This is a genomic window from Streptomyces sp. NPDC002306 (genome assembly GCF_053593435.1).
This window is the reverse complement of sequence record NZ_JBSFCK010000017.1, coordinates 1-25,947: the sequence shown is the minus strand read 5'-3', so window position 1 is coordinate 25,947 and position 25,947 is coordinate 1. Positions and strand designations below refer to the sequence as shown.

Annotated in this window: 20 protein-coding genes; 6 read left to right on the top strand and 14 right to left on the bottom strand. The window is 71.3% G+C overall.

The window, feature by feature from the left end; genetic code table 11:
• Positions 1-210 precede the first annotated feature (210 nt).
• The 4 genes from ACWCQK_RS27590 to ACWCQK_RS27575 form a co-directional block, all read right to left on the bottom strand.
• Positions 211-3,063 (bottom strand): TIGR03767 family metallophosphoesterase, encoded by a 2,853-nt coding sequence (locus tag ACWCQK_RS27590; RefSeq protein WP_451159364.1) that lies wholly within the window; start codon positions 3,061-3,063, stop codon positions 211-213.
• Between the two features lie 397 nt (positions 3,064-3,460).
• Positions 3,461-4,537 carry a WxL protein peptidoglycan domain-containing protein gene (locus ACWCQK_RS27585; protein WP_451159362.1) on the bottom strand — a complete coding sequence of 359 codons (1,077 nt, stop codon included), beginning with the start codon at positions 4,535-4,537 and terminating at the stop codon, positions 3,461-3,463.
• Positions 4,538-4,608: 71 nt separating this feature from the next.
• Positions 4,609-6,585, bottom strand: a complete 1,977-nt coding sequence (locus ACWCQK_RS27580) for a fibronectin type III domain-containing protein (protein ID WP_451159360.1) — start codon at positions 6,583-6,585, stop codon at positions 4,609-4,611.
• A 128-nt stretch (positions 6,586-6,713) separates the two neighbouring features.
• Positions 6,714-7,925 (bottom strand): HupE/UreJ family protein, encoded by a 1,212-nt coding sequence (locus ACWCQK_RS27575; RefSeq protein WP_451159358.1) that lies wholly within the window; start codon positions 7,923-7,925, stop codon positions 6,714-6,716.
• A 227-nt stretch (positions 7,926-8,152) separates the two neighbouring features.
• On the opposite strand from ACWCQK_RS27575, the gene ACWCQK_RS27570 reads away from it, so the two are divergent.
• Both ACWCQK_RS27570 and ACWCQK_RS27565 read left to right on the top strand, forming a co-directional pair.
• Entirely contained in the window at positions 8,153-8,824 is a 672-nt protein-coding gene (locus ACWCQK_RS27570; RefSeq protein ID WP_451159356.1) for a hypothetical protein, read from the top strand.
• A gap of 242 nt (positions 8,825-9,066) precedes the next feature.
• Positions 9,067-9,954, top strand: a complete 888-nt coding sequence (locus ACWCQK_RS27565; protein WP_451159354.1) for an NAD-dependent protein deacetylase — start codon at positions 9,067-9,069, stop codon at positions 9,952-9,954.
• 89 nt (positions 9,955-10,043) lie between these two features.
• Here ACWCQK_RS27565 and ACWCQK_RS27560 read toward each other — a convergent pair whose 3' ends face one another.
• Entirely contained in the window at positions 10,044-11,447 is a 1,404-nt protein-coding gene (locus tag ACWCQK_RS27560; RefSeq protein ID WP_451159352.1) for an FG-GAP-like repeat-containing protein, read from the bottom strand.
• A 279-nt stretch (positions 11,448-11,726) separates the two neighbouring features.
• Here ACWCQK_RS27560 and ACWCQK_RS27555 point away from each other — a divergent pair, with 279 nt between their 5' ends.
• A complete protein-coding gene (locus tag ACWCQK_RS27555) occupies positions 11,727-12,317 on the top strand; it encodes a flavodoxin family protein (RefSeq protein WP_451159350.1) in 591 nt (196 codons plus the stop codon).
• Between the two features lie 161 nt (positions 12,318-12,478).
• Here the strand turns inward: ACWCQK_RS27555 and ACWCQK_RS27550 are convergent, their stop codons facing one another.
• Complete coding sequence (locus ACWCQK_RS27550) at positions 12,479-12,754, bottom strand: hypothetical protein (RefSeq protein ID WP_451159348.1); 276 nt, start codon at positions 12,752-12,754, stop codon at positions 12,479-12,481.
• 367 nt (positions 12,755-13,121) lie between these two features.
• Here ACWCQK_RS27550 and ACWCQK_RS27545 point away from each other — a divergent pair, with 367 nt between their 5' ends.
• Complete coding sequence (locus ACWCQK_RS27545) at positions 13,122-14,063, top strand: L,D-transpeptidase (RefSeq protein ID WP_451159543.1); 942 nt, start codon at positions 13,122-13,124, stop codon at positions 14,061-14,063.
• 173 nt (positions 14,064-14,236) lie between these two features.
• Here the strand turns inward: ACWCQK_RS27545 and ACWCQK_RS27540 are convergent, their stop codons facing one another.
• The 4 genes from ACWCQK_RS27540 to ACWCQK_RS27525 all read right to left on the bottom strand — a co-directional run bounded on the left by ACWCQK_RS27540 (position 14,237) and on the right by ACWCQK_RS27525 (position 17,098).
• Positions 14,237-14,605 carry a low affinity iron permease family protein gene (locus ACWCQK_RS27540; protein WP_451159346.1) on the bottom strand — a complete coding sequence of 123 codons (369 nt, stop codon included), beginning with the start codon at positions 14,603-14,605 and terminating at the stop codon, positions 14,237-14,239.
• A 126-nt stretch (positions 14,606-14,731) separates the two neighbouring features.
• Positions 14,732-15,340: an SRPBCC family protein gene (locus ACWCQK_RS27535; protein WP_451159344.1), complete on the bottom strand. Its 609-nt coding sequence runs from the start codon at positions 15,338-15,340 to the stop codon at positions 14,732-14,734.
• Positions 15,341-15,605: 265 nt separating this feature from the next.
• Positions 15,606-16,682 carry an alpha/beta hydrolase gene (locus tag ACWCQK_RS27530; protein WP_451159342.1) on the bottom strand — a complete coding sequence of 359 codons (1,077 nt, stop codon included), beginning with the start codon at positions 16,680-16,682 and terminating at the stop codon, positions 15,606-15,608.
• A gap of 98 nt (positions 16,683-16,780) precedes the next feature.
• Positions 16,781-17,098 carry a putative quinol monooxygenase gene (locus ACWCQK_RS27525; protein WP_451159340.1) on the bottom strand — a complete coding sequence of 106 codons (318 nt, stop codon included), beginning with the start codon at positions 17,096-17,098 and terminating at the stop codon, positions 16,781-16,783.
• Positions 17,099-17,242: 144 nt separating this feature from the next.
• Between ACWCQK_RS27525 and ACWCQK_RS27520 the strand changes: the two genes are divergently transcribed.
• Entirely contained in the window at positions 17,243-18,148 is a 906-nt protein-coding gene (locus tag ACWCQK_RS27520) for an AraC family transcriptional regulator (RefSeq protein ID WP_451159338.1), read from the top strand.
• Between the two features lie 73 nt (positions 18,149-18,221).
• Here ACWCQK_RS27520 and ACWCQK_RS27515 read toward each other — a convergent pair whose 3' ends face one another.
• The 4 genes from ACWCQK_RS27515 to ACWCQK_RS27500 form a co-directional block, all read right to left on the bottom strand.
• Positions 18,222-19,436 carry an MFS transporter gene (locus ACWCQK_RS27515; protein ID WP_451159336.1) on the bottom strand — a complete coding sequence of 405 codons (1,215 nt, stop codon included), beginning with the start codon at positions 19,434-19,436 and terminating at the stop codon, positions 18,222-18,224.
• A 447-nt stretch (positions 19,437-19,883) separates the two neighbouring features.
• Positions 19,884-21,734 (bottom strand): GMC family oxidoreductase N-terminal domain-containing protein, encoded by a 1,851-nt coding sequence (locus ACWCQK_RS27510; protein WP_451159334.1) that lies wholly within the window; start codon positions 21,732-21,734, stop codon positions 19,884-19,886.
• Positions 21,731-23,116 (bottom strand): hypothetical protein, encoded by a 1,386-nt coding sequence (locus ACWCQK_RS27505; protein ID WP_451159332.1) that lies wholly within the window; start codon positions 23,114-23,116, stop codon positions 21,731-21,733. The genes ACWCQK_RS27510 and ACWCQK_RS27505 overlap by 4 nt, the downstream gene beginning before the upstream one ends.
• Positions 23,113-23,808 (bottom strand): FadR/GntR family transcriptional regulator, encoded by a 696-nt coding sequence (locus ACWCQK_RS27500; protein ID WP_451159330.1) that lies wholly within the window; start codon positions 23,806-23,808, stop codon positions 23,113-23,115. Before ACWCQK_RS27500 ends, ACWCQK_RS27505 begins: the two co-directional genes overlap by 4 nt.
• A gap of 467 nt (positions 23,809-24,275) precedes the next feature.
• On the opposite strand from ACWCQK_RS27500, the gene ACWCQK_RS27495 reads away from it, so the two are divergent.
• Entirely contained in the window at positions 24,276-25,835 is a 1,560-nt protein-coding gene (locus ACWCQK_RS27495) for a CehA/McbA family metallohydrolase (protein ID WP_451159328.1), read from the top strand.
• The last annotated feature ends 112 nt before the right edge of the window (positions 25,836-25,947 follow it).

Below are 25,947 nucleotides of genomic sequence, written 5' to 3'. Positions count from 1 at the left end.
TCGATTCCTTCGGTGTGGGCGTGACAGGCTGCGAAGTCGTCGTACGTCCGCCGGGCATCCCTTCGGCCGCGGTGCGGTCGCGTGGGGCCCGTGGCGGAACGGTCGGGGAGGCGGAACTCCGCGCGGGTGCCGGCGCCGCCGCTCAGGGCGGCGGGGCCGGCACCCGCGTTCAGGCACGGGAGCGGGACGGGCCAGGGGTTGCCGTGCCCGTCACAGCCCGGTGGCGGTGTGCGTGGCGCGCAGTTGGAGACCGTACGACTCCCAGGCCGACCATGTGGTGCTGCTGGAGCCTGTCTGCGCGCAGTGGTACAGGGCGCCCGTGTCGTCGACGGCGAACAGTTCGATCCTCCCGGCGCCGTTCCGCTCGGCGGCGACGTGGCGCATCCTCAGCGTGGTGGCACCGAACTGCGTCGGTATCTGGGCCCAGGACTGCCAGGTGCCGGAGGCGGGGGCGGTCTCGAAGCGGCGCCAGAGCATACCGTCGGGGTTGGTGCCGAAGATGGCCAGGCGTCCGTCGAGGTTGCGGGCCATGTCGATGGAGTCGAGGATGCCGTCGACGGGCAGCACCCCACCCCACTCGCTCTCCGTCTGCGCGTTGGCGACGTTCATCTTGCGCTGGATGAGCAGGCCGTCCTCCTTGATGGCGACCAGTACGGCGCGCCCGTCGGAGCCGGTCTCGACGGCGAGCTGGATCGCGGTGCCGCCGAGCTGGGTCCAGGGGGTGAACCAGCCGTTCGAGGGCGTGTCGTCGTTGAGGAAGTCCTGCCAGCGGTGGCGGATGGAGTTGTCGTTGCGGGTCGCGTAGACCTGCATGCCGCCCCATTGGTCCTGGACGGCGGTCGCCGACGTGAAGGCGGCGTCGAACAGCTGGGGCGCCGTATAGGTGCTGCTGCCCACGCCGGTCTGCGCGCGGCGGTTCACAGCGCCGTTCTGGTCGATGGCGAACACCTCGACCCGGCCGTCCTGGTGACTGGCGGCGGTGACGGACCGCCACCCCGGCCCGGTGGCGAGCTTCGTCCAGGGCTGTGGGCTGCCGCCGACGGTCTGCTGGCTGGTGTTCCACAGGTTGCCCTGCGCGTCCGTGCCGAACAGCTCCAGCCGCCCGTCCTTGTTGCGGGCCGCGGCGATCGGCGAGCCGAGCGGGCTCGGGGCGTGCAGCGGGAAGGGGGCCGGCAGGAGCAGCTGCGCGTTGCGGTCCCCGCCCACACCCATGCGGTTGGTGATGCCGCGGCTCACCTCCTGCGGGTCGTTCGTGGCCAGTTCCCGGGCCAGGGAGGCCAGTTGCGCGGGGGTGCTGGTGTCACCCGCGAAGGAGAGGGGCGCGGCGGGGTCGACCATGGTGGTGAAGATCGAGAGGGTGGCGGGTCCGGCGGCGGAGCCGAACTCACCCGTGTTCTGCGCGTCGGGGCTCGCCATGATCTCGATGATGCGGCTCTGGATCGGCCAGTCGATGTGCGAGGCCGTGGAGATCTCCCAGAAGCCGCCGCGGATCGGGCTGTTGGACGGCGTCGGATGAGGGACGATCTTGTTGGCGTGGGTGTGTCCGTTGACCATGGCGATCACGTTCGGGTAGCGCAGCAGCAGCGCCTTGAGTTCGTCGCCGGTGTGCCGGTCCCCGAAGATCCCCCCGAAGATGCCGTCGTCGAGGTTGTCCATGGTGTTGAGCGTGTGGTGGCAGAAGAGGATGTACATCTTGTCCTGCACGCCGCTGCGCGTGACGACGCGGTTGCTGGTGTCGATGTAGCGCGAGCTGTTGGCCCTGAGCTGCTGTTCGAGCCAGTCGAGCTGGTCGGTGTCGATCGAACCGCCCGCGGCGCCGGAGCCGAATCCGTCGGTGTTGGTGTTGGTGGAGTCGAGGGTGATGTAGCGGATCAGGTCGCCGGAGCCGGACGGGATGGCGTAGTAGGCCTTGTCGATGCCGACGCCCTGGAAGCCGTGGCCGACGGGCAGGCCCGCGGTGTTGAAGTGGTCCTGGATGAACGCCTTGCGGGTGAGCAGCCGCCGGTTGGGGTCGGCGGCGACCCGGGTGCCCTCCAGCTCCCAGGCGACCATCAGTTTGCCGAAGGTGCCGAGGTCGTCGTAGTCGTCCGGCAGGTCGGCGGAGGTGCCGGTGGTCTTGGTCGTGCCGAGCGTCATGCCCCGCACGTCGACGAGGTTGTTGTCGATGGGCTCGTTGCCCTGCCACAGGCCGTCGTGGTTGCCGTACGCCGCGTACCAGGGCATGCCGAGGCCGTGGGAGACGAAGGGGCGGCGGGCCGCGCCCACCACACCGCTCGCGTCCAGCAGGCCCGGGACGTAGGGGAATCCGAGCCCTGACGTGCCGGTGTACTGGTTGCCGGGCACCTGCTGCGGAGGCACCGACGGGTAGTAGTAGTGGTTGTCGGCGGATCCGCCGCCGGTCAGGGCGCCACTGGCGAAGCTCTGGTCCAGGCCGATGGTGCCGGAGTCCGGGACGATGGTCTGACCGCCGTCGAGCAGGTCGATGTACCAACGATTCTCGTTGTGCTGGCAGTTGTCGATCGCGTCGCCGGTGACGATGGTGAACTGGAGCGGCTTCTTGCTCCGCGGGCCCTTGCCGATCCCCGCGATGGCCTGGCACATCGCGTCGACGACCTGGGTCGAGAGGAACTCGTGGCCCCGGTAGGCCGACTCGGTGGGGTACGAAGCGTAGTGCGGGGCGCCCGCGTCGGCGTAGCGGTCCATGAACTCGAGGCGGGCCGGCGACTGGTCGTCGACGATGTGCAGGTCGGTCAGCTGGGCGAACGCGGCCAGTGCCATGGTCGGAGGACCGAAGCGGGACCAGAGGTCGGTGCGGATGGTGTGCGGCTCCCCCGGCCCGGCGACGAGCCGCTGGTAGCCCGAGCCCTGGGCGTAGCTCGCCCGCTGCACCGTCTGGTCCCACGTCGTGACCAGCGGCACGTCCGATGGGGAGGCGGCCGCCGCCTTGCCGCCGCGGACCGAGGTGGCGGCTTCGGCGGCGGCGCGGAAACCGCCCGCGTCGATGGCCGCCGCCACCACACCGACTCCCGTCGTCGTCAGTAGCCTTCTTCGCGAGATACCCACGCCATGTCTCCCAGGAAAGGTCGAACTCGTCTCCTCTTCCGGCGTTCCATTCCGTTCCGCCGCGTTCCACGCAGCCGTCCGCGGGCGGGCCGCGGTACGTCGGGGCGCGGCGCGGGCCCCGGTGCTGTCGGGGCGGGCGCCCCGCACGGCGAGGGAGGCGGAGCCGGCGGCGCCATCGGCGACGAACAGGGCGCTGTGACGGTGTGGTTCACGACCGCCGGAAACCGACACGCTGCCCGGACCGGTCTCCCGGTACGGGCAGCGGATGATCTCTGTGTCGGCGGGCGGCGATGCCGGACCGCGGGCCGCCGGGTCAGGACCGGTGGGCGGCGATGTCCGACCGCGGGCAGCCGCGTCAGAACCGATGGGCGGCGATGTCGGACCGCACTCGGCCGGGTCAGGAGCCCTGGGCGGCCTTCTCGCGCAGGGCCTGGTCGACGGCTTCGCGTACCCGCTCGTCCTCGCGCTGCCTGCGCCGCGCCCGACCGCGTCGGGCGAGGACGAACGCCGTGGCGGCCGCGGCGAGGACGAGGACCACGAGCACCAGGAGCGACCAGGGGACGGCCCAGCCGTGGGCCGTGGCGCGCACGGGGGCGAGCGCGGTGGTGGAGCCGGCCGCGTCGGTGATGAGCGGGGTGACGGTGGCGGTGGCGGTGAGACGGACCGCCGGGGTGACGTCGTGGATCGGGACGGTCACCTTCCACTGCTCGCCTGGGAGCAGTTCCGGCGGCGCGGCGATGCGGCCGGCGTCGACGTTCAGCGTCCCGAAGAGGCCGGTGAGGGAGACCTTCTGGGTGCCCGAGAGCACGGCGTTGCCCGTGTTGTGCAGGGTGTACGTCACCGAGGCGTCGCCCTGGCCGAACGGGTTGGCGGTGCCGTCGTAGTGGACGCTCAGGTTCTCCACGGCGAGCGTGGGCCGCAGGGCTCCGCTGACCCGCAGCTTGATACGGATGCCGAGGCGGCGGTCGACCGCGATGCCCTCGGCGTCGTCGGCCTGCTTGAGCGAGGTGAGGATGCCACCTACGTAGTCGCCGGGGGTGGCGTCGCGCGGGACGGTGACGGCGAACGGTATCGCGGCGCTCTTGCCCGGGGCGATCAGGACGCTGTCATGGGCGGTGTGCACCCAGGTGCCGATGCCGCGGGACTTCTTGTCCCGGGTGAGGAGGTCGAGTTGTCCCTTCTCGGTGGTGAAGCCGTCGGCGGCGTAGACCGCGAGACGCAGCGGGGCGGTGCCGTGGTTGGCGACGACCATGGCGTCCTCGACCTCACCGCCGGGGTTGACGCCGTAGCTGTAGCTCGACCGGTCGTCTCCGAAGCCGTTCGCGGCCGTCCGGACGGTCCACGTGACATCGCCGTCGGCCGCCCGGGCCGGGCCGGCGAGCGCGGCGACGAAGGCCAGCGCCGTGAACAGGGCGAGTGTGACCGTGCGGACAACGGCGGTCGTGGTGCGGTGAAGTGGTGCCACTGCGTGCATCTCGGGGTCTCTCTCGGAACGATGGCGGGGCGGGTCCGGCAGGACCCGCCCCGCCGGTGGAGCGGGATCGGTCAGCTGCTCAGCGCGGTGATCGTGAGGGTCGCGCGGTAGCCGCCCTTCTGGACCGAGTCCGGGACCTTGAGGTCCAGGTCGGCGCCCAGCTTGGCCGTGCCGCGCGGGTGGCCCTGGTCGGCGGAGCCGAGACCCCGGGAGACCGCGAGGCCCTGACCGTTGTCGTCGTAGCCGGAGGCCACCGACGAACCGGCCTTGGCCCCGGCACCCGCGTCGAGAACGTAGGGCGTCCAGCCGAGGTAGGAGCCGGCGAACACCTTGTCGGCGTCCTTGAACGCGCTCACGTTGGCCGAGACCGACCACGGCGAGAGCGAACGGCGGGTGTCGGACACCAGGATGGGGTTGATCTTGCCGGCGGCGGTGAAGTGGTCGCCGGTGATCTCCTTGGCGGTGCCGAGGTCGACCAGACCGTTGTAGCCGTCGATGGTCCAGCCGAACTCGCCCGGAGCCGGGTTCGGCACGTTGACCTGGAGCGACTGGCCGTCACCGTTGTACGGGTGGACGCTCACCTTGTCGACGACCGAGCCGACGGGCTGACCGGCGGCGGTGTTGTTGCACCAGTCGCCGTGCGAGACCGCGGAGTTGGGGGTGTCGCAGGTGCCGCTGCGGAGGTTCTCCACGACGAGCTTGTCCTTGCGCACCTGGACCTTGACGTAGGTGCGGACGTGCTCCTGGTTCTGCACCGAGTTGTACCAGTAGCTCTTCGGGTTCAGCGGGTCGGCGCCGTTGCCCGCACCGCTGGTCCCGCTGGAGTCGGGCGCCGTGATGTCGTAGTACTTCGAGCCCGAGGCGGAGTTGGCCGTGACGTAGAGGACGCCACCGGGGCCGGGGTAGACGTCGGCCGCGCCCGGCTGCTCCTTCGGGTCGGCCTTCTCACCGTTCTTGATGAGGTAGCTGCGGGAGTAGCTGTGGTCGTGTCCCTGGAGGACCAGGTCGACGCCCAGCTTGGAGAAGGTCGTGGGGAAGTCGACGCGGCGCGTCTTGTTGTCGCCGTCCTTGGCGTGGGCGGCCGGCGAGTAGATCGAGTGGTGGTAGACGAGTACCTTCCACTTGGCCTCGGAGCCGTGCTGGTTGATGACGTCCGTGACGTACTTGGTGTGCGCCGCGTCGCCCCCGCCGCCCTGGGAGGTGGCGTAGCTGTTGCTGTTGAGGTCGATGAACAGCACATCCTTGTAGATGTACCAGTAGTCGCCGCCGGAGGTGTTGGAGGCCGGGTTGCCGTTGGCGTACAGCGAGCCCGAGCGGTCCGTGTTCGGCGTCGAGAAGTGCTGCTCGTAGGCCTTGCCGCCGACGTCGTGGTTGCCGATGGTGGCCGCCCACGGGTACTGGCGCAGCTGGTCGGGCGCCAGGAAGGCGTTCCACTGCGACTCGGTGTTGGCGGTCTCGACCTGGTCGCCGCCGGAGACGAGGAGTTCGGCGCTCGGGTTGGCCTGCGTGGCCACGCCCAGGGTGTCCTGCCAGCCCGCCTGGTCCTGCGCGACGTCGCCGGAGGAGCCGATCTGCGGGTCGCCCAGGAACAGGAAGTCGTAGTCGCCCTCGAAGTCCTGCGTCTTGAAGGAGTACGCGGTGGACCAGTTGCCCTCGGTGCCGACCCGGTAGGAGTAAGTCGTGTTCTCCTTCAGGCCGGTGATGGTGGCGTGGCGGTTGTACCCGCCGCTGGTGGCGATGTTGGCGGCGCCCATCGCGTCGAAGGTCACCGCGTTCGCGGGGAACTCACCCGTGACGAGCTGCGCGGTGGGGGCGAGCTGGACCTTCTGCGCGGTGTCGGTGGAGGAGTACCAGCTGACCGTGCGCTGCGTCTCGTTGGCGCCGACACCGAGGACGATGCCGGAGAGGGTGGTGGAGTCGGCCGCGGCGGCGGGCGAGGCGAGTCCGCCCGCGAAGGCCACGGTCAGACCGAGGAAGGCGGCGGAGGCTCCGGTCGCCACGCGGTGCCGCACCGGACCGCGGACCTGCTGGAAGTGGTTCGATCTCATTGAGTTTCGATTCTTCTGTGTGCATGCGGTGCACATTCAGTGGAGATCGCCAAGCTTTCGGCGCCAGATGAACGGCACTTGAATGCGATCTTGGTGGGGACTGAATATCGCTGTCGGCCAAGGGGTCACTACAGTCCGAAAGCACGCTGCGCGAACCAGACGAGACCCATGACGGCCACACCTCCCGCCAGCACACCGGTGACCCACAGCGCGGCACGTGGCGAGCGGCGCCTGAGCAGCAACAGCAGCGGGAACACCGCCGCGATGATGGCGAGTTGCACGGCCTCGATGCCGATGTTGAACACCAGCAGTGACCACAGCAGGGTCCACGACCACGCGGCCTCGATGCCGAGCGCGCCCGCGAAGCCCAGGCCGTGCACCAGGCCGAAGCAGAACACGACGCCCAGCCTGCTCCACCCGGCGCGGTCCAGGGCGAAGCGGCCGCCGGCCGACGGCTCCAGGTCCGTGACATGGGTGCCGCGCCCTCGGATGCGCCACAGGTGCCAGCCGGCGACCACGGCGATGGACAGGGCGATGACGGGTTCCACCAGGCGCCCGGGAACGTCGACGAGACCCAGCGCGGCCAGCAGGAACGTCACCGAGTGGGCCAGCGTGAAACTGGTGGCCGCGAGGACGACTTCGCGCGGCCGTCGGGATCCGGCGATCAGGGCGAGCAGGAACAGGATGTGGTCGGTGCCGGTCAGCAGGTGCTCGGCGCCCAGACGGAAGAACTCCCAGAAGCGCTGTGTCCAGGGCTGACTGATCGAGAAGGACGGGTGCCCGGCGTCGAGGGCGGCGCTGCCGGTGTGGCCGCCGACGGCATAGGTCACGATCGTCTTGACGCCCTTGACGTAGCCCTCGGAGTCGGGGAAGAGACGGCTGTGGATCTCGTGGTCACCGGAGCCGTGTTCGGCGCATGTCCAGTCGAGCGTCAGCAACGCGTAGGGCACGCCCTCCTCCTGGCCCATCCGGAACGGGCCGACCGGGGACGCCTCGCAGGCACTTCCGGCCTCGGTGACCGTGAGCCGCCGAGTGACGTAGCCGACGGCGGCGGCGCGGTGGGCGTTGAGCGCCGCCGCCTCGGCGGCGGTGTCCTCCGACTCGAACGCGTCGGTTCCGGCACGGAAGAGGGCGTCGTCGGAACCGGCGTCCGCCGCCGAGACGATGAGGAGGTCGTACTCCAGTTTCAGCTCGGTCCGCAGCGGGCCGTCGTCTTCGGCGGTGACATGCGCGTAGACGGTCGAGGTGAAGCCGTGGGCGGCGGCGGGCAGCACCAGGCCCAGAAGGAAGAGAACCGCCGCGGCGAGGACGAGCAGAGGACGGCGGACGCGCTGTGACATGGGGCTCCTTGAGGTTGCCCGTGCACCGTGCTGGTCGCGAGTGAACCGGAGTTGCCTCATCGGCGAATCATGAGAAAACAAATGTTCGATAGATGGTCGGCCGATGGAGATCGTGGGGAACCGCGGCGCAGGATGAGGGAACAGCCGCCGCGTACCGGCGCCTTCGGGCCGCGGACCGGCCCCCCGTCGTGCCGCCGTGGCGGCCCCACGCCCGGAGGACGATCGTCTTGCACCGCCCGCTCTTCGCCGCCGCACTGGCGGTGGCCGCCGCGCTCCTCACCGGATGCGCCTCGGGTGACGACTGGTCAGGGGAACCACACCCTCGCCCCTCCGCCGTCGGTGAACTGAGCGCGGGCTTCCTGGGCGCGGACGCATCACCGGCACCGGAGTCGACCGTCACCCCGAGTCCCGGTTCCTGGTCCCGGGTGCACCCCTCGGACGGCATCCGAGTCGTCCTGGTCACCGCGGGCCACGACCGGCCGACCAAGACCCTGGTGACGGCTGTCCAAGAGTGGGCGCGGGACGAGGACGTCGACCTGAGGACCGTGACCGCGTCCGACGCCGGCGACCTCCTCCCCGCCATCACCCGGGCGATGGACATGCGCCCCGACCTCGTCGTCAGCGCGGGCAACGACCTCATCGACCCCCTGGCGGCGGTCACCCCCAACCATCTCGCCCAGCAGTTCCTGGTGGTGGGCGCGGAACTCGCCGAACCCACCCAGAACGTGACGGCGGTCGACTGGTCCGGGGCGTCGTTCCGCGGTGAAGGACTGGGCATGTCGTCCACGTACGACGCCTCCTCCTTCACCGCCGCGCGCTGCGCGGCCGCCGTCCGGGCGGGCACGGCGGCGGTCCTGGCGAAGCACACCGGGATCGTGCTGTGGCTGGATGACGTCTAGCCGCGTCCTACGGCCCCGAGCGCGCCGACGGGACACGGCTGAAGCCGACACCCAGGGCGCCGGGGGGTGCCTCAACGGCGCGGAAACCGCCGCGCTCGGCGACGCGCTCGCACCCGCTCGGCGATGCGGGGACCGCGAGGACCGCGAAGATCGCCGGAGGATGATCCGAGAACCTTGATCGTCGTCCCGGACCCCGGTGATCGGCGAGCACGACCGCGCGGCCGGTTCCGTACCCTGGCGGCATGCGCATGCGTCCCACTCTGAGCTGGACCCCGTCCGAGGACCTGCCGCCGGGCACCACGAATCTGGAGCCGGTCGCCGAGGCACTGCGTACCGGCGGTGTCCTGGTGCTCAGCGGCGCGGGCCTCTCGACGGAGTCGGGCATCCCCGACTACCGGGGCGAGGGCGGGAGCCTGAGCCGGCACACCCCGATGACCTACCAGGACTTCACCACCGGCGCACAGGCCCGGCGCCGGTACTGGGCGCGCAGCCACCTCGGCTGGCGCACCTTCGGCCGCGCCCGCCCCAACGCGGGGCATCGGGCCGTCGCCGCGTTCGCGCGCAACGGCCTGCTCTCGGGTGTGATCACCCAGAACGTCGACGGCCTGCACCAGGCCGCCGGCAGTGACAGTGTCGTGGAACTCCACGGAAGCCTGGAACGGGTCGTCTGTCTTTCCTGCGGCGCCCTCAGCCCGCGCCGCGAACTCGCCCGGCGGCTGGAGGAGGCCAATCCGGGCTTCGAGCCGGTGGCCGCCGGCATCAATCCGGACGGTGACGCCGACCTGATCGACGAGCAGGTCGGAGACTTCCGTGTGCTGCCCTGCACGGTGTGCGACGGCATCCTGAAACCGGACGTGGTGTTCTTCGGCGAGTCCGTGCCGCCGCCGCGCGTGGAGCACTGCCGCACGCTCGTCCGTGAGGCGACTTCACTTCTGGTCCTCGGCTCATCGCTGACGGTGATGTCCGGGCTGCGGTTCGTCCGCCAGGCGGCCCAGACCGGGAAACCGGTGCTGATCGTCAACCGCGACCCGACCCGGGGCGACCCGCACGCGGTCACCCGGGTCGCCCTCCCGCTGGGCACAGCCCTCACCACGACGGCCGGACTACTGGGCATCCCGGTCGAGGACTGAGCCGGACGACCGGCCATCCCGGTCAAGCACCGAGAGGCGAAGCCGCCTCCTGGACGGCTACGCTCCGGACCGGCGAGCCGCGCTCACGGTCAGTGGTGGAAGTCGGAGCCGAAGAGCGCGCCCGGCACGGGCGCGGCGAGCGTGCCCGGTCCGAAGCTCACCGAGCCGGCCGTGGCAAGGCCGGAAGCCCCGGTGGCGAAGACCCAGACCGCACCCGAGCCGCTGTTCTCCCGCGGCGCCGAGACGAGCACATGCCCGCCGACCAGGGCGACGCGACCGCCGAACCGGTCGCCGTTCTCGGCGGTACCGGGCACCCCGGCCGTGTTCTGGCTGAAGACCTTGGACCCCGTGCCGGTGAGACCCGCCGCACTCCCCCTGAGGACGACGAAGGTGCCCGCGTCGGTCTTCCCGGCGTGATCCTCGCCGGGCACGCCCGCGACGACGTCGGCGTAGCCGTCGCCGGTGACGTCTCCGACGGTGACCGCCGTGCCGAACGCGTCGCCGCTCTCCCCCGTCCCGGGGACGCCCGGAGTGTTCTGGCCGATCAGCGCCGCCCGCGCCGCCGGCCCGTGCACCGTGCCGCGCACCACCCCGACGAGACCGCCGCCCGCCGCCGTACTGCGCCCGAAGACGATGTCCTGCCGGCCGTCGCCGTCCATGTCCCCGATGGCGACGCTGTCCGCGGACGCGGTGTCCTGGCGGGCGATGACCGGCCCGGCGGTGAGGCCGCGTCCACTGCCCCGCAGCAGTTGCAGACGGAGCGGCGGGAGCGCCCCCGTACCGCTCGCGGTCTTCGAGCCCGCGTTGACGACCAGGTCGGTGAAGCCGTCACCGTCCACGTCGCCCGCCGCCATCGTGGCGACCCGGATGTCCGGGGCCATGAGGGGCGCGGTGCGGGCCGCTTCGCCGGTGCGCCTGAACGGCCCGAACCGCACTCGGTCGGCCGTCACCAGGTCCAGGTGCCCGTCCCCGTCGAAGTCACCAGACCGGAGCGACGACTTGCCCTGACCGAGGGTGGCGGCGGTGACGAGGCCGCCCACCCCTCCCCACAGGACGGTGTAGCGCCCGACGTCACGGGCACCGCCGACGTCCTCGCCCGGGGCCCCGACGACGAGGTCGGTGAAGCCGTCGTCGTCCAGGTCGGCCGCCGTGAGGTCGCTGCCGAAGCGGTCGCCCGCCTCCGCGGCGCCGGGTATCCCGTACCGGTCCTGGCTGATCACCTGGCGCTTGACCCCGTCGGGGCCGTCCGCCATGCCGTAGACGACGGCGAAGTATCCGGCCCCGGACCTGCCGTTCACCTTGCCGCCCGGGGCGCCGACGGCCACGTCGGCGTATCCGTCACCGTCGAAGTCGGCCCGCGCGGACAGGGCGGTGCCCACGGCGAGGGCACCCGCGGGAGCGGCTTCCGCGTGGGACGCGGCAGGGGCCGCCGCCGTCACGGCCACGACGGCTGCCACGGTGGCGACGGACAGGTGCAGTCTCCGGGATGACAAGACGAACCCCCTGGAAAGCGAGTGGTTGACCGCGCGCCTCACGCGCCCGGCGACCGAGAAGACCCACACCGGGCTTCAATGGTTGTACGCCGCCGCTCCACCCCTGATTCACCTTCGGTGGAGTCATGGCGTGAGAAATCTTTCCCTCGTGTCACAACCGGGGAGGCTGTCCGGTCCTACTGGGTACGAGCCGCATCACGCTGTCACGTCAGGTGGTCGCCGGCCTCGCGGTTCCCATGAGGAGCCGACACTCATAGAGCCATGCCAAGGAGAACACTCATGATCATGCCTGTCGTCTCGATCGCTTACCACTCCGGCTACGGACACACCACCGTCCTCGCCGAAGCCGTGTGCGCGGGCGCCTCCGAGGCCGGCGCCGTCGTCCACCTGGTGAAGGTCGACGAGATCACCGACGAGCAGTGGGCTCAGCTCGACGCCTCCGACGCGATCATCTTCGGTTCGCCGACCTACATGGGCACGGCTTCCGGCGCCTTCCACCAGTTCGCCGAGGCCACCTCCAAGCGCTGGTTCGTCCACTCCTGGAAGGACAAGCTCGCCGCCGGCTTCAGCAACTCCGGCGCCAAGAGCGGCGACAAGCTCCACACCCTCCAGTACTTCGCCGTCCTCGCGGCCCAGCACGGCATGACCTGGGTCAACCTCGGCCTGAAGCCCGGCTGGAACAGCTCCACCGGCTCCGAGGACGACCTCAACCGCCTCGGCTTCTACCTCGGCGCGGGCGCCCAGACCCACACCGACCACGGCCCCGAGGAAGTCCACAAGGCCGACATCGCCACCGCCCAGTACCTCGGTCAGCGCGTTGCCGAGCAGGCCCGGATCTACGCCGCCGGACGCGCCGCCGCGGCCGTCTGAGCCGCCCCCTCCACCAGCCCGTTCCTGTCACGACCACAAGTCCGCCAGGACGGGCCGGGACGACGCGCGGTGGCCGCGCGACTCCGTGCGCGGCCACCGCGCGGCCGGGCGTTCCCCAAGCGGTCAGGGGACGGCCGGCCGGCCAGGCGTCCCTGAAGCGGTCATGGACTGTCGCCTGACCAGACGAAACGGCCCGCGTCGCCCGGACACGGGTCGTACAGCGCGCGGCCGCCGGCGCCGAACCGGCCGAGCTCGGTGGGCAGAGCGGCGCCGACGGCGAGTTCGTCGGGCGTCCAGTCGGTCACGTCCAGGAACAGGCCGTCCAGGGGGCCGCCGGCCAGTTCGACGTAGGTACGCCCGGCGCGTGGGCCCGGGTCGGGATCGTCGTGGTCGTGGCCGTAGACACGGCCGCGCAGTAGCTGCTCGTCACCATTCACGACGTTCAGCCTGCCAGCGACCACCGACAACGAGCCCTGACCAGGACGGTTGCGAAGTGTCCAGGTGGATGGCGTCCTTCGCCCCGGGCTTGGCGCGAGACGCACTTGGCTTCGATGACGGTCAGGGTGGGCCCGACGGGGTACCCGGCCGCGACACAGCAGCCGGTGACGTCCATTTCCCTACGTCCCCGATCCGGCGGTACGCACCGGGTCTTGAGACACGTTTTACGCGAACGCACGCAACTGCGGCCCGCGTTGTCACCGTCTGACAGGTGAGTCGGGTCCGTCAGGACCGTGGAGCGAGAGAGTGGGGCAGGTCGTGGGACGGCGCAAGAGCGGCATAGGGATCGCGCTCGTCACGTGTGTGATGCTGGCGAGTGCGAGTGCCTGCGGCAGCGGGGGCGGCAGTGACAAGGCGGCCGGGGGTGACGCGAAGGCGTCGGGCAAGCCGAGCGCGAGTGCCTCGCCGTCACCGACGAAGCCCGCGGGACCCCCGATGCTGCTGGAGACGATCACGCCACAGACGGGGACCACGGTCGGTGTGGCCATGCCGATCTCGGTGATCTTCACGAATCCGGTGGCGGCCAAGGCGCGCGCCACGGTCGAGAAGCACATGAAGGTCAGCGCCTCGCAGCCGGTGGCCGGCGCCTGGCACTGGTTCGGCGACAGGCGCGCCGACTGGCGCCCGAAGGCGTACTGGCCCTCCGGCACGACGGTGAAGATCGACGCCGACATGACGGGCGTCAGCAACGGCAACGGACGCTACGGCGTGCACGGCTACACGCACACCTTCAAGGTCGGTGACGATGTGCGTGCGGATGTCTCGGTGACCGGCCACACCATGAAGGTGACCCGCAACGGCGCGGCGGTGCGCACCTTGTCGATCAACGCGGGCAGTGCCGAGTATCCGACGTGGAACGGCACCATGGCGGTCATCGACAAGCAGGAGAAGGTCCACATGACCTCCTGCAGTGTCGGTATCAGCTGCGACAAGGGCAGTCCGGACTTCTACGACCTGACCCTGCCCTGGGACGTCCACCTCACCCAGTCGGGCACGTACGTGCACTACTCGACCGGCGACCCCAATCCGGGCAGCGGCAGTGCCCGCGGGTCACACGGCTGCGTCCACCTGTCCATCTCGGACGCCAAGTGGTTCTACGGCCAGGTCAAGCAGGGCGACCCCGTCACCATCACCGGCTCGCCCCGCGCCAAGGCCTCGGCCGACAACGGCTACGCCGCCTTCAACCTGGGATGGGACCAGTGGCTCGCGGGCAGCGCGTCCGGGGAGGGAACCACCGCGACGCTGTGACGGGCCGCGGCGGCGGCGGTGAGCCCTCCGCGCCAGCACCCCGTGGACCTGCACGAAGCGGCCGGTGAGAGCGTCACCTGACAACTCCACCGGCCGCCCGGGCAGCGACTGCCGCCGCGGCCGTCGGACTGCGTCGGCCGAGGCGGTCGGACTCGGACCCGCGGAGAACGTTCCTACACGTCCTCCTCCATCCCGATCGCCTTGCGCAGGTCCTGGTCGGCCTTGCGCCGGCCGGCCTCGTCCTGGTCGAGCAGCGCGGCCGCGATGCTGTCGAGTTTGCGCTGAACGGCGTGCTCGGCACGGCGCTCGGAGTTCTTCAGCAGGGCCAGCAGCAGAAGGTTGACCGCCGTCATCACGTCACCGATCAACAACTGCCAGGTCAACGGGACGCCCGCCGCGTGGGCGACGACGAAAGTGGCCACGAGAGCGAGGCAGATGCCGTAGAACACCAGGGAACTGGTGAAGTTGGAGGCCTCTTCGGCCAGCCGCTCGAACCAGCCCCGTCCGTCACGGGAACGCTTCGCCGGATGCGGCACGGTCATGGACTTCCTGCCCTTCTGCGGCGCGCGATGGACCCCTGAGCCGGGCGGATCCGCGCCGATCCCGCCCGAAACCGGCTCATCCCCCACGGCGGCCGTCGGGGGACGGGTACCCCGGCGTGCGGATCCCTACCTGACCCGGCCACGGGACGCCGCCCGTCGAGGCGACGGCGGTGATCCGCCCTCCGCAGCGGCGGCACCCGCTGTGACGGCCTCGCAGCGGCACGGCTGGTCCGCGGTCTCTGCGGCGATCCATCGGGCCAGGGTCGCCAGGGTGGTTTCCACGCTGTCCTCCATGGAGCGGCGCAGAGCGTCGAGGTCCGCGCGAGTGGTTCCCAGGACCGGGTCGAGGCGCAGGAGTTGCCAGGACTGCTGGACGACGGTGCCGCGTCCCTCGGGGTGGAGGGTCCAGTCCCAGCGCACGATGCCGTCCTCGGCACCGCCGACGACGAAGCCGAACGCGGCCGCGGGGTCGGCTCGCACGACCTGGGAGCGTGTGGTCCACTCCCGTCCCTGCCTACGGTTGCGGCCGCTGAACCAGGCGCCGACCCGGGGCCCGGCGCCGTGGTCGTATGCGGCGTCGGTCGCGTCGGGGCTCCAGCGGCCGATCGCGGACACCTCACTGACCAGCCCGTAGACGCGGGCGGGCGGGGCGTCGACCCATGCGCGTCTGGTGAAGGCGTAGTCGGTCGCGTCCAGGGTCTCGAAGGGATCGTGTGCGCTGGTGGTGGCGCTCAAGGCGTCCTCCCGGGTGGGTGCGGGCTGCCGGATCCGGCGTCGCCCAGTTCACCGGTGGCGCGGCCGGGGAGCCAGACCCTCCGGTGCCTATCCCCAGCCGGGGCAGGCACCGCCGTCCCGGGACGCCGACAGTCGGAGCCGTGAACGCAAGCTCGCGGCGCGGGGACTTCCCGCAGCCGGCCCCGCGGCCGGCTCCACGCCCGCCACCAGTGCCCGCCATCAGCGCCCGGCGTCCCGTCCCGGCGCGCGTGACCGAGGCGACGCGTCAGGTGCCGGACGTCCCGGCGGATGTCCCGCGTTCGTGCTCGGTCGCCGCCCCGATGTCCTCGCGTCGATCCGCGTGGGCGGCGCCCGGTTCGCCGGGCGGCCGGGAGGTGGCGGAGTACGCGGACAGGAGTCGGGCGAGCCAGTCGGCGCGGGTGCGTCGGGCGGTGGCCGAGAGGTGTGCCTGCGGGTACAAGGCGTCGAAGCCGTGGAAACCCCCCGCCCAGACATGGAGTTCGGCCTGACCGCCGGCCGCCCAGATACGGGTGGCGTAGTCGGTGTCCTCGTCGCGGAAGACCTCGGCGGAGCCGGTGTCGACGTAGGTGGTCGGCAGGCCGGAGAGGTCGGTGGCCCGCGCGGGTGAGACGTAGGCGGGTACCTCGTCGTCGGTGAGGTCGCCGAGGACGGCGCGCCACCCGAACTCGTTCATCTCCCTGGTCCAGACGCCGGGGCCGCCGGAGTACTGGCGGCTGGAGGTGGTGCTGTTGCGATGGTCGAGCATGGGACAGATCAGCATCTGCGCGGCGATCGCCGGGGTGCCGAGGTCGCGGGCCAGCAGGGTGACACCGGCGGCGAGGCCACCGCCCGCGCTGGCGCCGGCCACGATGATCCGGGCGGGGTCGATGCCCAGTTCTTCGGAGTGCTCGGCGATCCAGAGCAGCCCTTGATAACAGTCGTCGACGAGGGCGGTGCCGGTGGCCTCGGGGGCGAGGCGGTAGTCCACGGAGACGACGACCGCGCCGAATCGGTCCAGCCACTCCAGGGGGATGTCGATCTGCGAGAAGCGGTCGCCCATGACCATCCCGCCGCCGTGCATCCAGTAGACACAGGGTGCGGCGGCGGTCGCGGGGTCGGTGGGCGCGGGGCTGAAGACCGACAGCGGGATCGGTGCACCGTCCTGCGCGGGCACGCTGATCTCGCGCCGGACGACCTCCCGTCGGGCGAGCAGGGGTTCGACGGGCGTCGAGGGGAGTTGACGCAGATACGTGAGCACTTCCGGGCTCAGCTGGGACATCAGGGGCATGTCGGCCAGGAGTTCGCGCAGTTCGGGGTCCAGGGCGGGTCGCGCTGTCGTCATGGTCGTAGGCCTTTCGTGAGGGGGTGCGGGACGGTCGGTGAGCGGGGAGCCGTGCGGGCGGGTGCCGAGGCGGAACGCCGGTACGTCGGTCCGGGACCTCAGAAGGCGGCTTTGCCGCGGACCGGGACGTGGTCGGTGTACTCGGGTTCCTTGGCCAGCAGCCCGGCGATCCGGGCCACGATGGCCTGGGCGGCCTCGCCGGCGAAGATCCGGTGGTGGTCCTCCTCACTGGTCCAGCCCTCGGTGACGTGGACGACGTCGGGGTCGGACGCGGAACGGGAGACCAGGTAGACGACGCAGTGTTCGCTCGCGCCGGGGCTGCCCGCGTCCAGTCCGGTCAGCAACAGCTCGACCAGTCGGTCGCCCATCCGGGGTGCGGCGGTCAGGGTGGCTTGGAAGCCGTAGTTCGCGATCATGGCTGTCCTCTTCGTCAGTGGTGGAGTGCGATGACTCCATTCAACCGGCCTGACCTGCGAAAACGTTAGAACGATGCTGGCTTGCACTTGCACGATCCTCGCGAAAGCGAGAGCCCCGACGGGCGAGGGTGCTGCAATGAACGCATGCAACTTGAAGAGTTCCGCACCCTGCTGAACCGACATGCCCGACCCGACTGGACCACCGCCATCGACGGCGTGCTGATCTCCAAGGTCGATCAGCAGGATCCGCCGGCGCCCTCCATGTCCGGCACCGTACTGGCGGTCATCGCCCAGGGCGCCAAACGCCTCGCGCTCGGCGAGCGGGTCTACGAGTACGGCGCCGGGCAGTACCTGGTCGCGTCCGTCGACCTGCCCGTCACGGGACAGTTCACCCAGGCCGACCCCGAACAGCCCGCCCTCGGCTTCGGTCTCACGCTGGAACCGTCAGCCGTCGCCGAACTGCTGTTGCGGGCCGGTCCCGGAGACATCCCCCGCGCAGGCGGAAGCGCGCCGTCGGCGATCGCCGTCAGCGACGCCCCGCCCGCTCTGCTCGACGCGGTGGTCCGGCTCCTGCGCCTGCTCGACGAACCCCGCGACCGCGCGGTCCTGGCGCCACTGGTCAAGCGCGAGATCCTGTGGCGCCTGATCTCCAGCGAGCAGGGCGCGACGGTACGCCAGCTCGGACTCGCCGACAGCGGTCTCAGCCACGTCTCCCGGGCCGTGGGCTGGATCCGCGAGCACTACGCGCAGCCCTTCCGGGTCGAGGACGTGGCACGTCTGTCCGGGATGAGCGTCTCCGCCTTCTACCGCAACTTCCAGGCGGTGACCGCGATGAGTCCCATCCAGTTCCAGAAGCAGATCCGGCTCCAGGAGGCCCGGTTGCTGCTCGCCACCCACCCTGGTGACGTCACCGGGGTAGGACGGCGCGTCGGCTACGACAACCCGTCGCAGTTCAGCCGCGAGTACCGCCGCCAGTTCGGCGCACCTCCGAGCCGGGACGCGGCCCGCCTGCGCAGCACCGTGGACACCCCGGTGAGCGTCCTGCCCTGAACACCGCCCTCACCGCGTCAGGGGCAGCGAAGCCGCGAACGGCGGGGTGCCCGTGGGGGTGGATCTCCCGCCGTCAGGCGGGCACGTCCTGTCCGGCGGTCTTCGAGGCCTCCCCGTCGGACGACGTGATCACCACGGAGCGAGAGCTGCCCCGGTCCATGAAGCCGCCGACGAAGGCGAGGCCGAGGCCCGCCGCCGCGAGCGCCGCACCGACCAGGTTGGGCGAGCCCCAGCCCCAGCCCGCCGAAATGGCCAGGCCGCCGAGCCAGGCGCCGCCCGCGTTGGCGAGGTTGAAGGCGGAGTGGTTGGAAGCCGCCGCCATCGTGGGAGCGTCCTTCGCCTTGGCCATGAGCAGCATCTGGACCGGTGTGGTCACGAGTGCGCCCATCGCGCCGATGAAGGTGATCGTCACCAAGGCGGGCACGGTGCTGTGCACCGTGAAGTAGAACGTCACCAGGGCCGCGCCGAGCAGCGCGAGTCCCGCGTACAGCGTCGGACGCAACGCGCGGTCCGTGAGCGGGCCCGCGACCAGCGTGCCGAGTGTCATGCCGACGCCGTAGAGGGCGAGGACCAGGGTGGTCGAGGAGTCGGAGATGCCCGTCAGGTTCGTCAGCATGGGCACCAGGTAGCTGTAGACGGCGAAGAATCCGCCGAAGCCCACCACCGCCGTGGCCAGACCGATCGCGACCTGCCTGTTGCCCATCGCCCGCAGCTCGCGCCCGATGCCCGCCTGCGGGCCGCGCGGCTGATGGGGAACGAACAAGGCCAGCGAGGCGAGCGCGACGAGGCCGATGACGGCGACGGCGCCGTAGGCGGTCCGCCAGCCCAGGTGCTGGCCGAGGGCCGTGCTGGCGGGGACACCGATGATGTTCGCGATGGTGAGGCCCAGGAACATCTTCGAGACCGCGCGCGCGGCCCGTTCGGGCGCGACCAGCCGTGAGGCCACCACGGCGCCCACGCCGAACAGCGCCCCGTGCGGCAGACCCGCCAGGAAGCGCGCGGCGAACAGGAGACCGAAACCGGGAGCGAACGCGGACGCGAGGTTGCCGACCACGAACAGCCCGGACAGGAGCAGCAGCAGCCGCTTGTGGGGGATGCGCGCGCCGATGCCCGTGAGCACGGGCGCGCCTACGACGACGCCGAGCGCGTATGCCGACACGAGGTTGCCGGCGTGCGGCACCGACACGCCGACCCCGTCGGCGATCTGGGGCAGCAGTCCCATCGTGGCGAACTCGGTCGTACCGATTCCGAACGCGACGACGGCCAGGGCCAGCAGGGCGAGTGGCATGGCGCAGAAGAACCCTTCGAAGACAGCGGACAGCGATCCAGGAACGAGGAAGCGGGAAAGGTCCTGGATCGTGTCCAGCTCCCGTCACCTGACGGGCACCCTTGCCCGGCACCCCTCGGAACAGGGCGAAGACCTGAACACGACAACGGTGGCGGGGGCCCACTGATTCCAAGATCAGGCCGGCCGAGCCGTGAGCCAGGTCACGTCGACGTGCTCGGCGTTCCTCCGCGCCGTCGCTCCGTCGGCGTCCGTCCAGGCCCTGACCACCGCCGGGTGATGACACCACAATCCCCCGGCGGCGCGCAAAGGCGCCGCCGGCCGGACCTACCCGCTCGCCGAGACCGCCGCCGCCGTACGCCACCTGGAAACAGGCCATCCCCAGGGCCGGCTCATCGACTCGTCGACCCGTAGACCTGTCGACTCGCCGACTCAAAGACCCCAGAGACCTCAAAGACGGTTCAGTGCGGCGCGGCTCACCGCCTGCGCCACGGCCATGACGGTGACTTGCGGGTTCACCTCCGGGCAGCTCGGCAGAGCGGAGGCGTCCGTCACCAGGACGCCGTCGACGCCCCGCAGCCAGCCGTCGCTGTCCGTGGGAGCCCGGCCCGGGTCGGCTCCCATGGCGACGGTGCCTGTCGGGTGGAAGGCGGACAAGTGCAGCTGTCGGGCGGAGACGTTCCGCACGACGCTCCTCAGTTCCGCTGTCGTGCGGACGCCGGGTGTGTCGGGCACGCCCGTCAGCACCTCCTCCGCGCCGGCGGCCAGCAGGAGGCGGCCCACGGCCTCGATCGCCCGGATGAGGCGCTGGGCGTCCTCCGGAGCGAGCCGGTACGTCAGGGTGGGCCTGCGCCGGCCCCATACCCTGCCCCCCGGCCGGTCGGCGATCATCGCGCCGACCGTCGCCAGGCTGCCCTGTCCTTCCATCTCCGCACGGAGCCTGCGGCCCGCTCCTGGCAGCAGGAAGGAGCTCATCCCGGGCGGAGGCGCGGTCGCCTCGATCAGGATGCCGTCGTCGTGCAGTTCTTCCACCGCGGCGCTCTGCAGCACGGCGGGGCCGGCCGTGACCTGTCCGTCGAAACGGCCGCCGACGCTGATCGCCGGATGAACCGCCAGATTGCGGCCGGTCATTCGGTGGCCGCCCAGCTGGGAACGGCGCAGCAGCAGCGGTGTCATCAACGCTCCGGCCGCCACGGCGACCAGCGGGCTGAGAATCTCGAACCGGGTGCCGTCCGGCCGCCTCGCCACCACTCCCGCCGCTCGCGGCCGGCTCCGCGGGTCACGGTCGACCATGATCCCCTCGGCGTGGGCGGAGGTGATGATCTGGGCACCCGCGGCACACGCGTCGGGGAGGACGGACAGTTGCACGCTCTGTTTCGCTCCGGTCGGACAGCCGACCACGCAGGCGCAGGACCCTTGGCATCCGGGGGCGTTGCGTCGCAACGGAGCGGCTTCCCAGCCGAGTCGGCGAGCTCCGTCGAGGGTGAGCGTGCCGTTGCGGCCGAGGATGTCGAGCGGTGCCGGTGCCACCCGGAGTGTGCGCTCGATGTCGTCGAGGTCGGCGGCGAACAGCGAGGGTTCGGCGAGGTCTATCCCGTATTCACTGTGCCAGCGGGTCAGGACACGATGGGGAGTCCGGTAGCACGTGCCGGAGTTGATGACGGTGGTACCGCCGACGGCACGGCCGGTGGGCAGCAGGATCGGCGGATCCCCCATCATGATCGTGGCGCCGCCGTCCCGGTAGAGCTCGGCGAAACGGTCCAGGGGTGGAGCGGCGCGAAAGTCGGCGGTGGTGTGGTGCCGGCCTTCCTCGATGACGATCACCCGGAGCCCCGCGCGTGCGAAGGTGCGGGCGGCCACGGCGCCGCCCGCTCCCGATCCGATGACGACGACGTCCGCGGTGTGCCGGTCGGGCCACGACGAGGACGGCACGCAGTCCAGTGGCGGGTCGTCGGGCGGAACGCGCGTGGGTGAGGCGGGAGCCTGGCGCCGGACCATCCGCTCGGTTCCCGCGGCGAGGATGACCGGCATCTTCACCATGTCCAGCAGCCGAGAGGGCAGCCCGGTCACGAGAGTCTCACGTTCGTCCGCCGTGAGGCGGTCGAGCCGGTGTCCGGTGCGCGCCACGGCGTACGCGTCCAGCAGGCCCGCGGCACCCCGGAAGCCGGCGCGGGCGGGCCGCGGCATGGCCTCCAGGAGACGGTCCAGCCGCTGGGGTACTCCAGCCGCCCGGTGGGCGTTCCCCGCTTCCGGGGCTGTCGCGAGCAGGGCGGAGACCAGGCCGTCGAGGCTGCGGTTCATCGTGTGCCGACCTCCGCGTGCGCGGTGGCGTCCAGTGTCCAGGTCGCCTCCGTGCGCCATCGGCCCCACCAGCGTTCGAGTTCGACGTGCGCGTGGGCGCGCTCGCTGTTGCGGCACAGGGCGTGGCTGCCGTCCGGATCGGTGTACTGGAGCGTCACCGTGTTCTCTTCGGCCTGTGTCACGCGTACGCGCAGGCGACGGAGTCCGGCTCTGCCGGTGATCTGCCACTGCGGCAGCCCGATCCGTGCGCGGAACCGTCCGAGCCCGGCGTATCCCGTCGCGGGGCGGAGTGCCCGGCGGGGCCAGTCGCGGCCGTTTCTGCGCAGGCGGAGGAAGACCAGTGGGGGCAGCCGGTCCAGTGGCGGACGCCTGGAGACGGCGGCCACCACTTCGAGGACGTCGCCGTCGCCCAGATCCGCGTGGAGCCACGCCCAGCGTTGCGCGTTGCCGTGGCCGTAGATCCTGGCGCTGGCGCCCGGCGCGTCACGGAGAACGATCTCGCCTCCGGGGTGGCGAATCGTGCCGCTGTACCGGGCCCGCGCGGACGGGAGCATCTGGGCCGCGGGCAGGACGGGCCGGCGCCATGCCCAGCGGGGGAACGTGTAGAGGGGGTCGCTCTCGGGCGTCTCCGTGAGGTCCCACCGGAAGTCGCCCGCGGAGCCCCGCAGGGTTCCCGCCGTGGCCTCGATGCCGTCGGCTGTGAATCCCGCGTCCTGAGGTGTCCACGGGTGGGGCCCGAACCTGGCGTGCGTCACCGGGCCTTGTGGCGGGAAGAGCGCGACCCAGCCGTGGGCGAAGGCGGGCGATCCGTCGGTGGGTGCGGTGATCTCGTGATGGAGCCAGACCCCGGTGCCGTCGGTGGGATCCGTGAGGGTGGTGTACCAGACCTCGGTTCGCCCGGGTGTGCCGTCCCAGCGCGGTGCGAGATGCTGCTCGCCGCCCCGCTGAGAGGGGAATCGCCAGCTCTTCAGGAAGGGCGCGAGCTGGGTGAGGGGGAAGCGCAGGGTGCCGTGGCCGACGACGGCGTCCCCGTCGTACAGGGTGAAGGGGAGAACGGTCATGGAGGCCCAGGGGCGGCGGGCGGACACGGACTTCCATCCGCGCAGGGTGAGGGTGCGGCCCTGCGAGCGGAACTGGAGTCGGTAGTCGATCCTGCGCCTGGCCAGCGGGGAGATGTCCATCTCGCCGGTCGCCGCGGCGTCGTCGGCGCGTCCTGGGATGCGTACCCGGCCCGTGGCCCTGGCGTGCGTCGTACGGTGCGGCGTGACCAGGGCGTCCGAGCTCACCGTGAGGTCGACGCGGATCGGGCGGGCTTCCTCGGCGTCGGTCAATTCCACCGTGCCGTACAGGCTTTCCGTGAAGCGCGTCCCGCGGCCGCTCACTGAGCGAGCCCGAGGTCACCGAGCATGATGCGCTCGGTCTCCTGGAGATAGACGTCGGCCGCGCGGGCGGCGGCTTCCGGGTCCCCGGCGCACACAGCGCGAACCAGCGGGGCGAGCCGGGCATGCGCCACCTCGGCTTCCTGGAAGGGGCCCACGAGTTGCTTCCGTGCGGGGAAGTAGGCGTTGAAGAGCGTGTTGGTGAGCAGGAGATACACGCGGTTGCCGGTGGCGCGGGCCAGTGCGCGGTGCACTTCCGCGTCCGCGAGCTGTATCGCCGCGGGCCGGTCCGCCGCCCCGACGGCGGTGAGGAGGTTCCGCAGTTCGTCCGCCTGACGTGCGGTGATGCGGCCGGCGGCGCGCTGCGCGATGACGGCGCCCATGGACCGGCGCACCTCGAAGACCTCGTGCAGCCAGTCGGGCGCGAAGCGCACCAGCATCGGCAGCAGGTCGGCACCGCCGGTCCGCAGATAGTCGCGCACGCGCGTTCCCACTCCGTGCCGGGTCTCCAGCAGACCTGCTCCCACCAGGCGTCCCAGCGCGTGCTTGAGGGTGGCGCGGGTGACGCCGTAGCTCTCGGCGAGGTTGCGTTCCGGGGGCAGCAGCGTGCCGATCTGGTGGCTGCCGGCGAAGATGTCCTGCTGAATCTGTCGCTCCAGCGTGTCGACGACCGAGGTACGGGCGAGCGGTTCCATCGCGACTCCTGCGTAGTGGTCCAGTGGCTCATCCACTGCACCACTGCTCAAGGGGTGCGGTCAAGATCCGTGCACGGCATCCACGGCGGATCGCCGGAAGCTCGGCGCTCGTGGCGCACCGCACGGTCGCTCGTGGCGTACTGCCCTGTCGTACGCGGCAGTTCACCGCGTCAGGGCAGCGTTGTCGACCGGTACGACCGAGTCGGCGCGACCGACCGTCACGACCAGGTCCGCGCGTGCGGTGCCACCGCACGCATGCCGAAGCCCTCATTCACAGGCACGCGGTCGCCACAGTCCGACCTGTGGAAAACGGCAAGCGGTCGCCGAGGCGTGGTGGACCGTTCACCTGGGCGAACGAGGGTTCCGGGGTCCTGAACACCACACACTCGACTCAGCAGGGGACATCCATGTGTCAATCCGGAGCCTGTGAACACGTTTCGCCGCCGGCCGCCGAGGAAACGGCCGGCATGGGGCGCCGCAACCTGCTCATGGCGAGCGCGGCGCTCGGCGCGGCGGGTGCGCTGACCCTCGCCCCGGTCGGCTTCGCCGAGGCCGACGAGGCGGGCACCGGCACCGCGGGTGTGCCCGCCGACGGCACCGAGGTGACGCGTGTCGTCACCGGCCACCTGGACACGGGCGCCGCCGACTTCGTCTACCTGCCGGTGGAGGTTCCCCGGGGCGTCAACCAGATCGCCGTCTCGTACACCTACGACAAGCCCGGCGTCCCGAGCGGCACGCCGGGCAACTCGTGCGACATCGGCATCTTCGACGAGCACGGCATCGCGCTGGGCGGCCGGGGCTTCCGCGGCTGGTCCGGCGGCGCGCGCACGTCGTTCGTGGTCAACAGCGACGCCACGACGCCCGGTTACCTGCCCGGCCCGGTCAACCACGGCACCTGGCACGTGGTGCTCGGCCCCTACCAGGTGGCCCCGCAGGGCATGAACTACTCGGTGACCATCACCCTCCGGTACGGCCCCGCGGGCGCCCCGTACAAGCCGAACTACCCGAGCGAGCGCGCCGAGGGCCGCGGGCGCGCGTGGTACCGAGGTGACTGCCACCTGCACACCGTGCACTCCGACGGCAAGCGTCAGCCGTCCGAGGTCGCGGCCGGAGCGCGCGCGGCCGGCCTGGACTTCATGATCTCCACCGACCACAACACCTCGTCGGCGCACGGGGTCTGGGGTGAGTACGCGGGTCCGGACCTGCTGATCATCAACGGTGAGGAGATCACCACCCGCAACGGCCACTGGCTCGCGCTGGGCCTGGACTCCGGCTCGTGGATCGACTGGCGCTACCGCTCGCGTGACGACCACTTCCCGCGCTTCGCACGCCAGGTGCGCCGCCAGGGCGGCCTGGTCGTCCCGGCGCACCCCTACTGCCCGTACGTGGCCTGCCAGTGGAAGTTCGGCTACGAGGACGCCGACGCCGTCGAGGTGTGGAACGGCCCCTGGACGTACGACGACGAGTCCGCCGTCGACACCTGGGACGCGATGCTCGGTACCGCGATGCGCACCGGCAAGGGCTGGCTGCCGGCCATGGCCAACAGTGACGCGCACAGCGTCCCGCAGGTCATCGGACTGCCGCAGACGGTCGTGTACGCGGACGACCTCAGCCGGCCCGCGATCCTGGAGGGCATCCGCGAGGGCCGCACGTACGTCGCCGAGTCGTCCGCCGTCACCGTCGCCTTCACCGCGACCGGCGGCGGCCGTCAGGCAGGCATCGCCGAGACGTTGAAGGTGGCCGCCGACGCACCCGTGGACGTGCGCCTGGACGTGACCGGCGTGCCGGGCGGCACGGTGCGGCTCATCACCGACGAGGGTCAGATGCACCAGGAGTCGCTGGGCGCGTCCGGCACGGGCACCGTCGTCTGGCGCACGACCGCCTCACTGGCCGCGTACGTGCGCGCCGAGGTCCGGCACCCGAAGGCGGACGGCACGCCGGGCAAGGGCAACACCATGGCGGCTGACCTGCAGTGGGGCCCGATGGCGGCGCTGACCAACCCCATCGTGCTGAAGGTCCGGGACTGACCGGACCGTCCGGCGAGGGGCGATGGCCCCGGCCGGGGAAAGGGGGGGGGGTGGGAGGTGTGGGGGGGGCGCGCCCCCCGGGTTTCCCAGCCCGGGCCAGCCAACCGAGGGG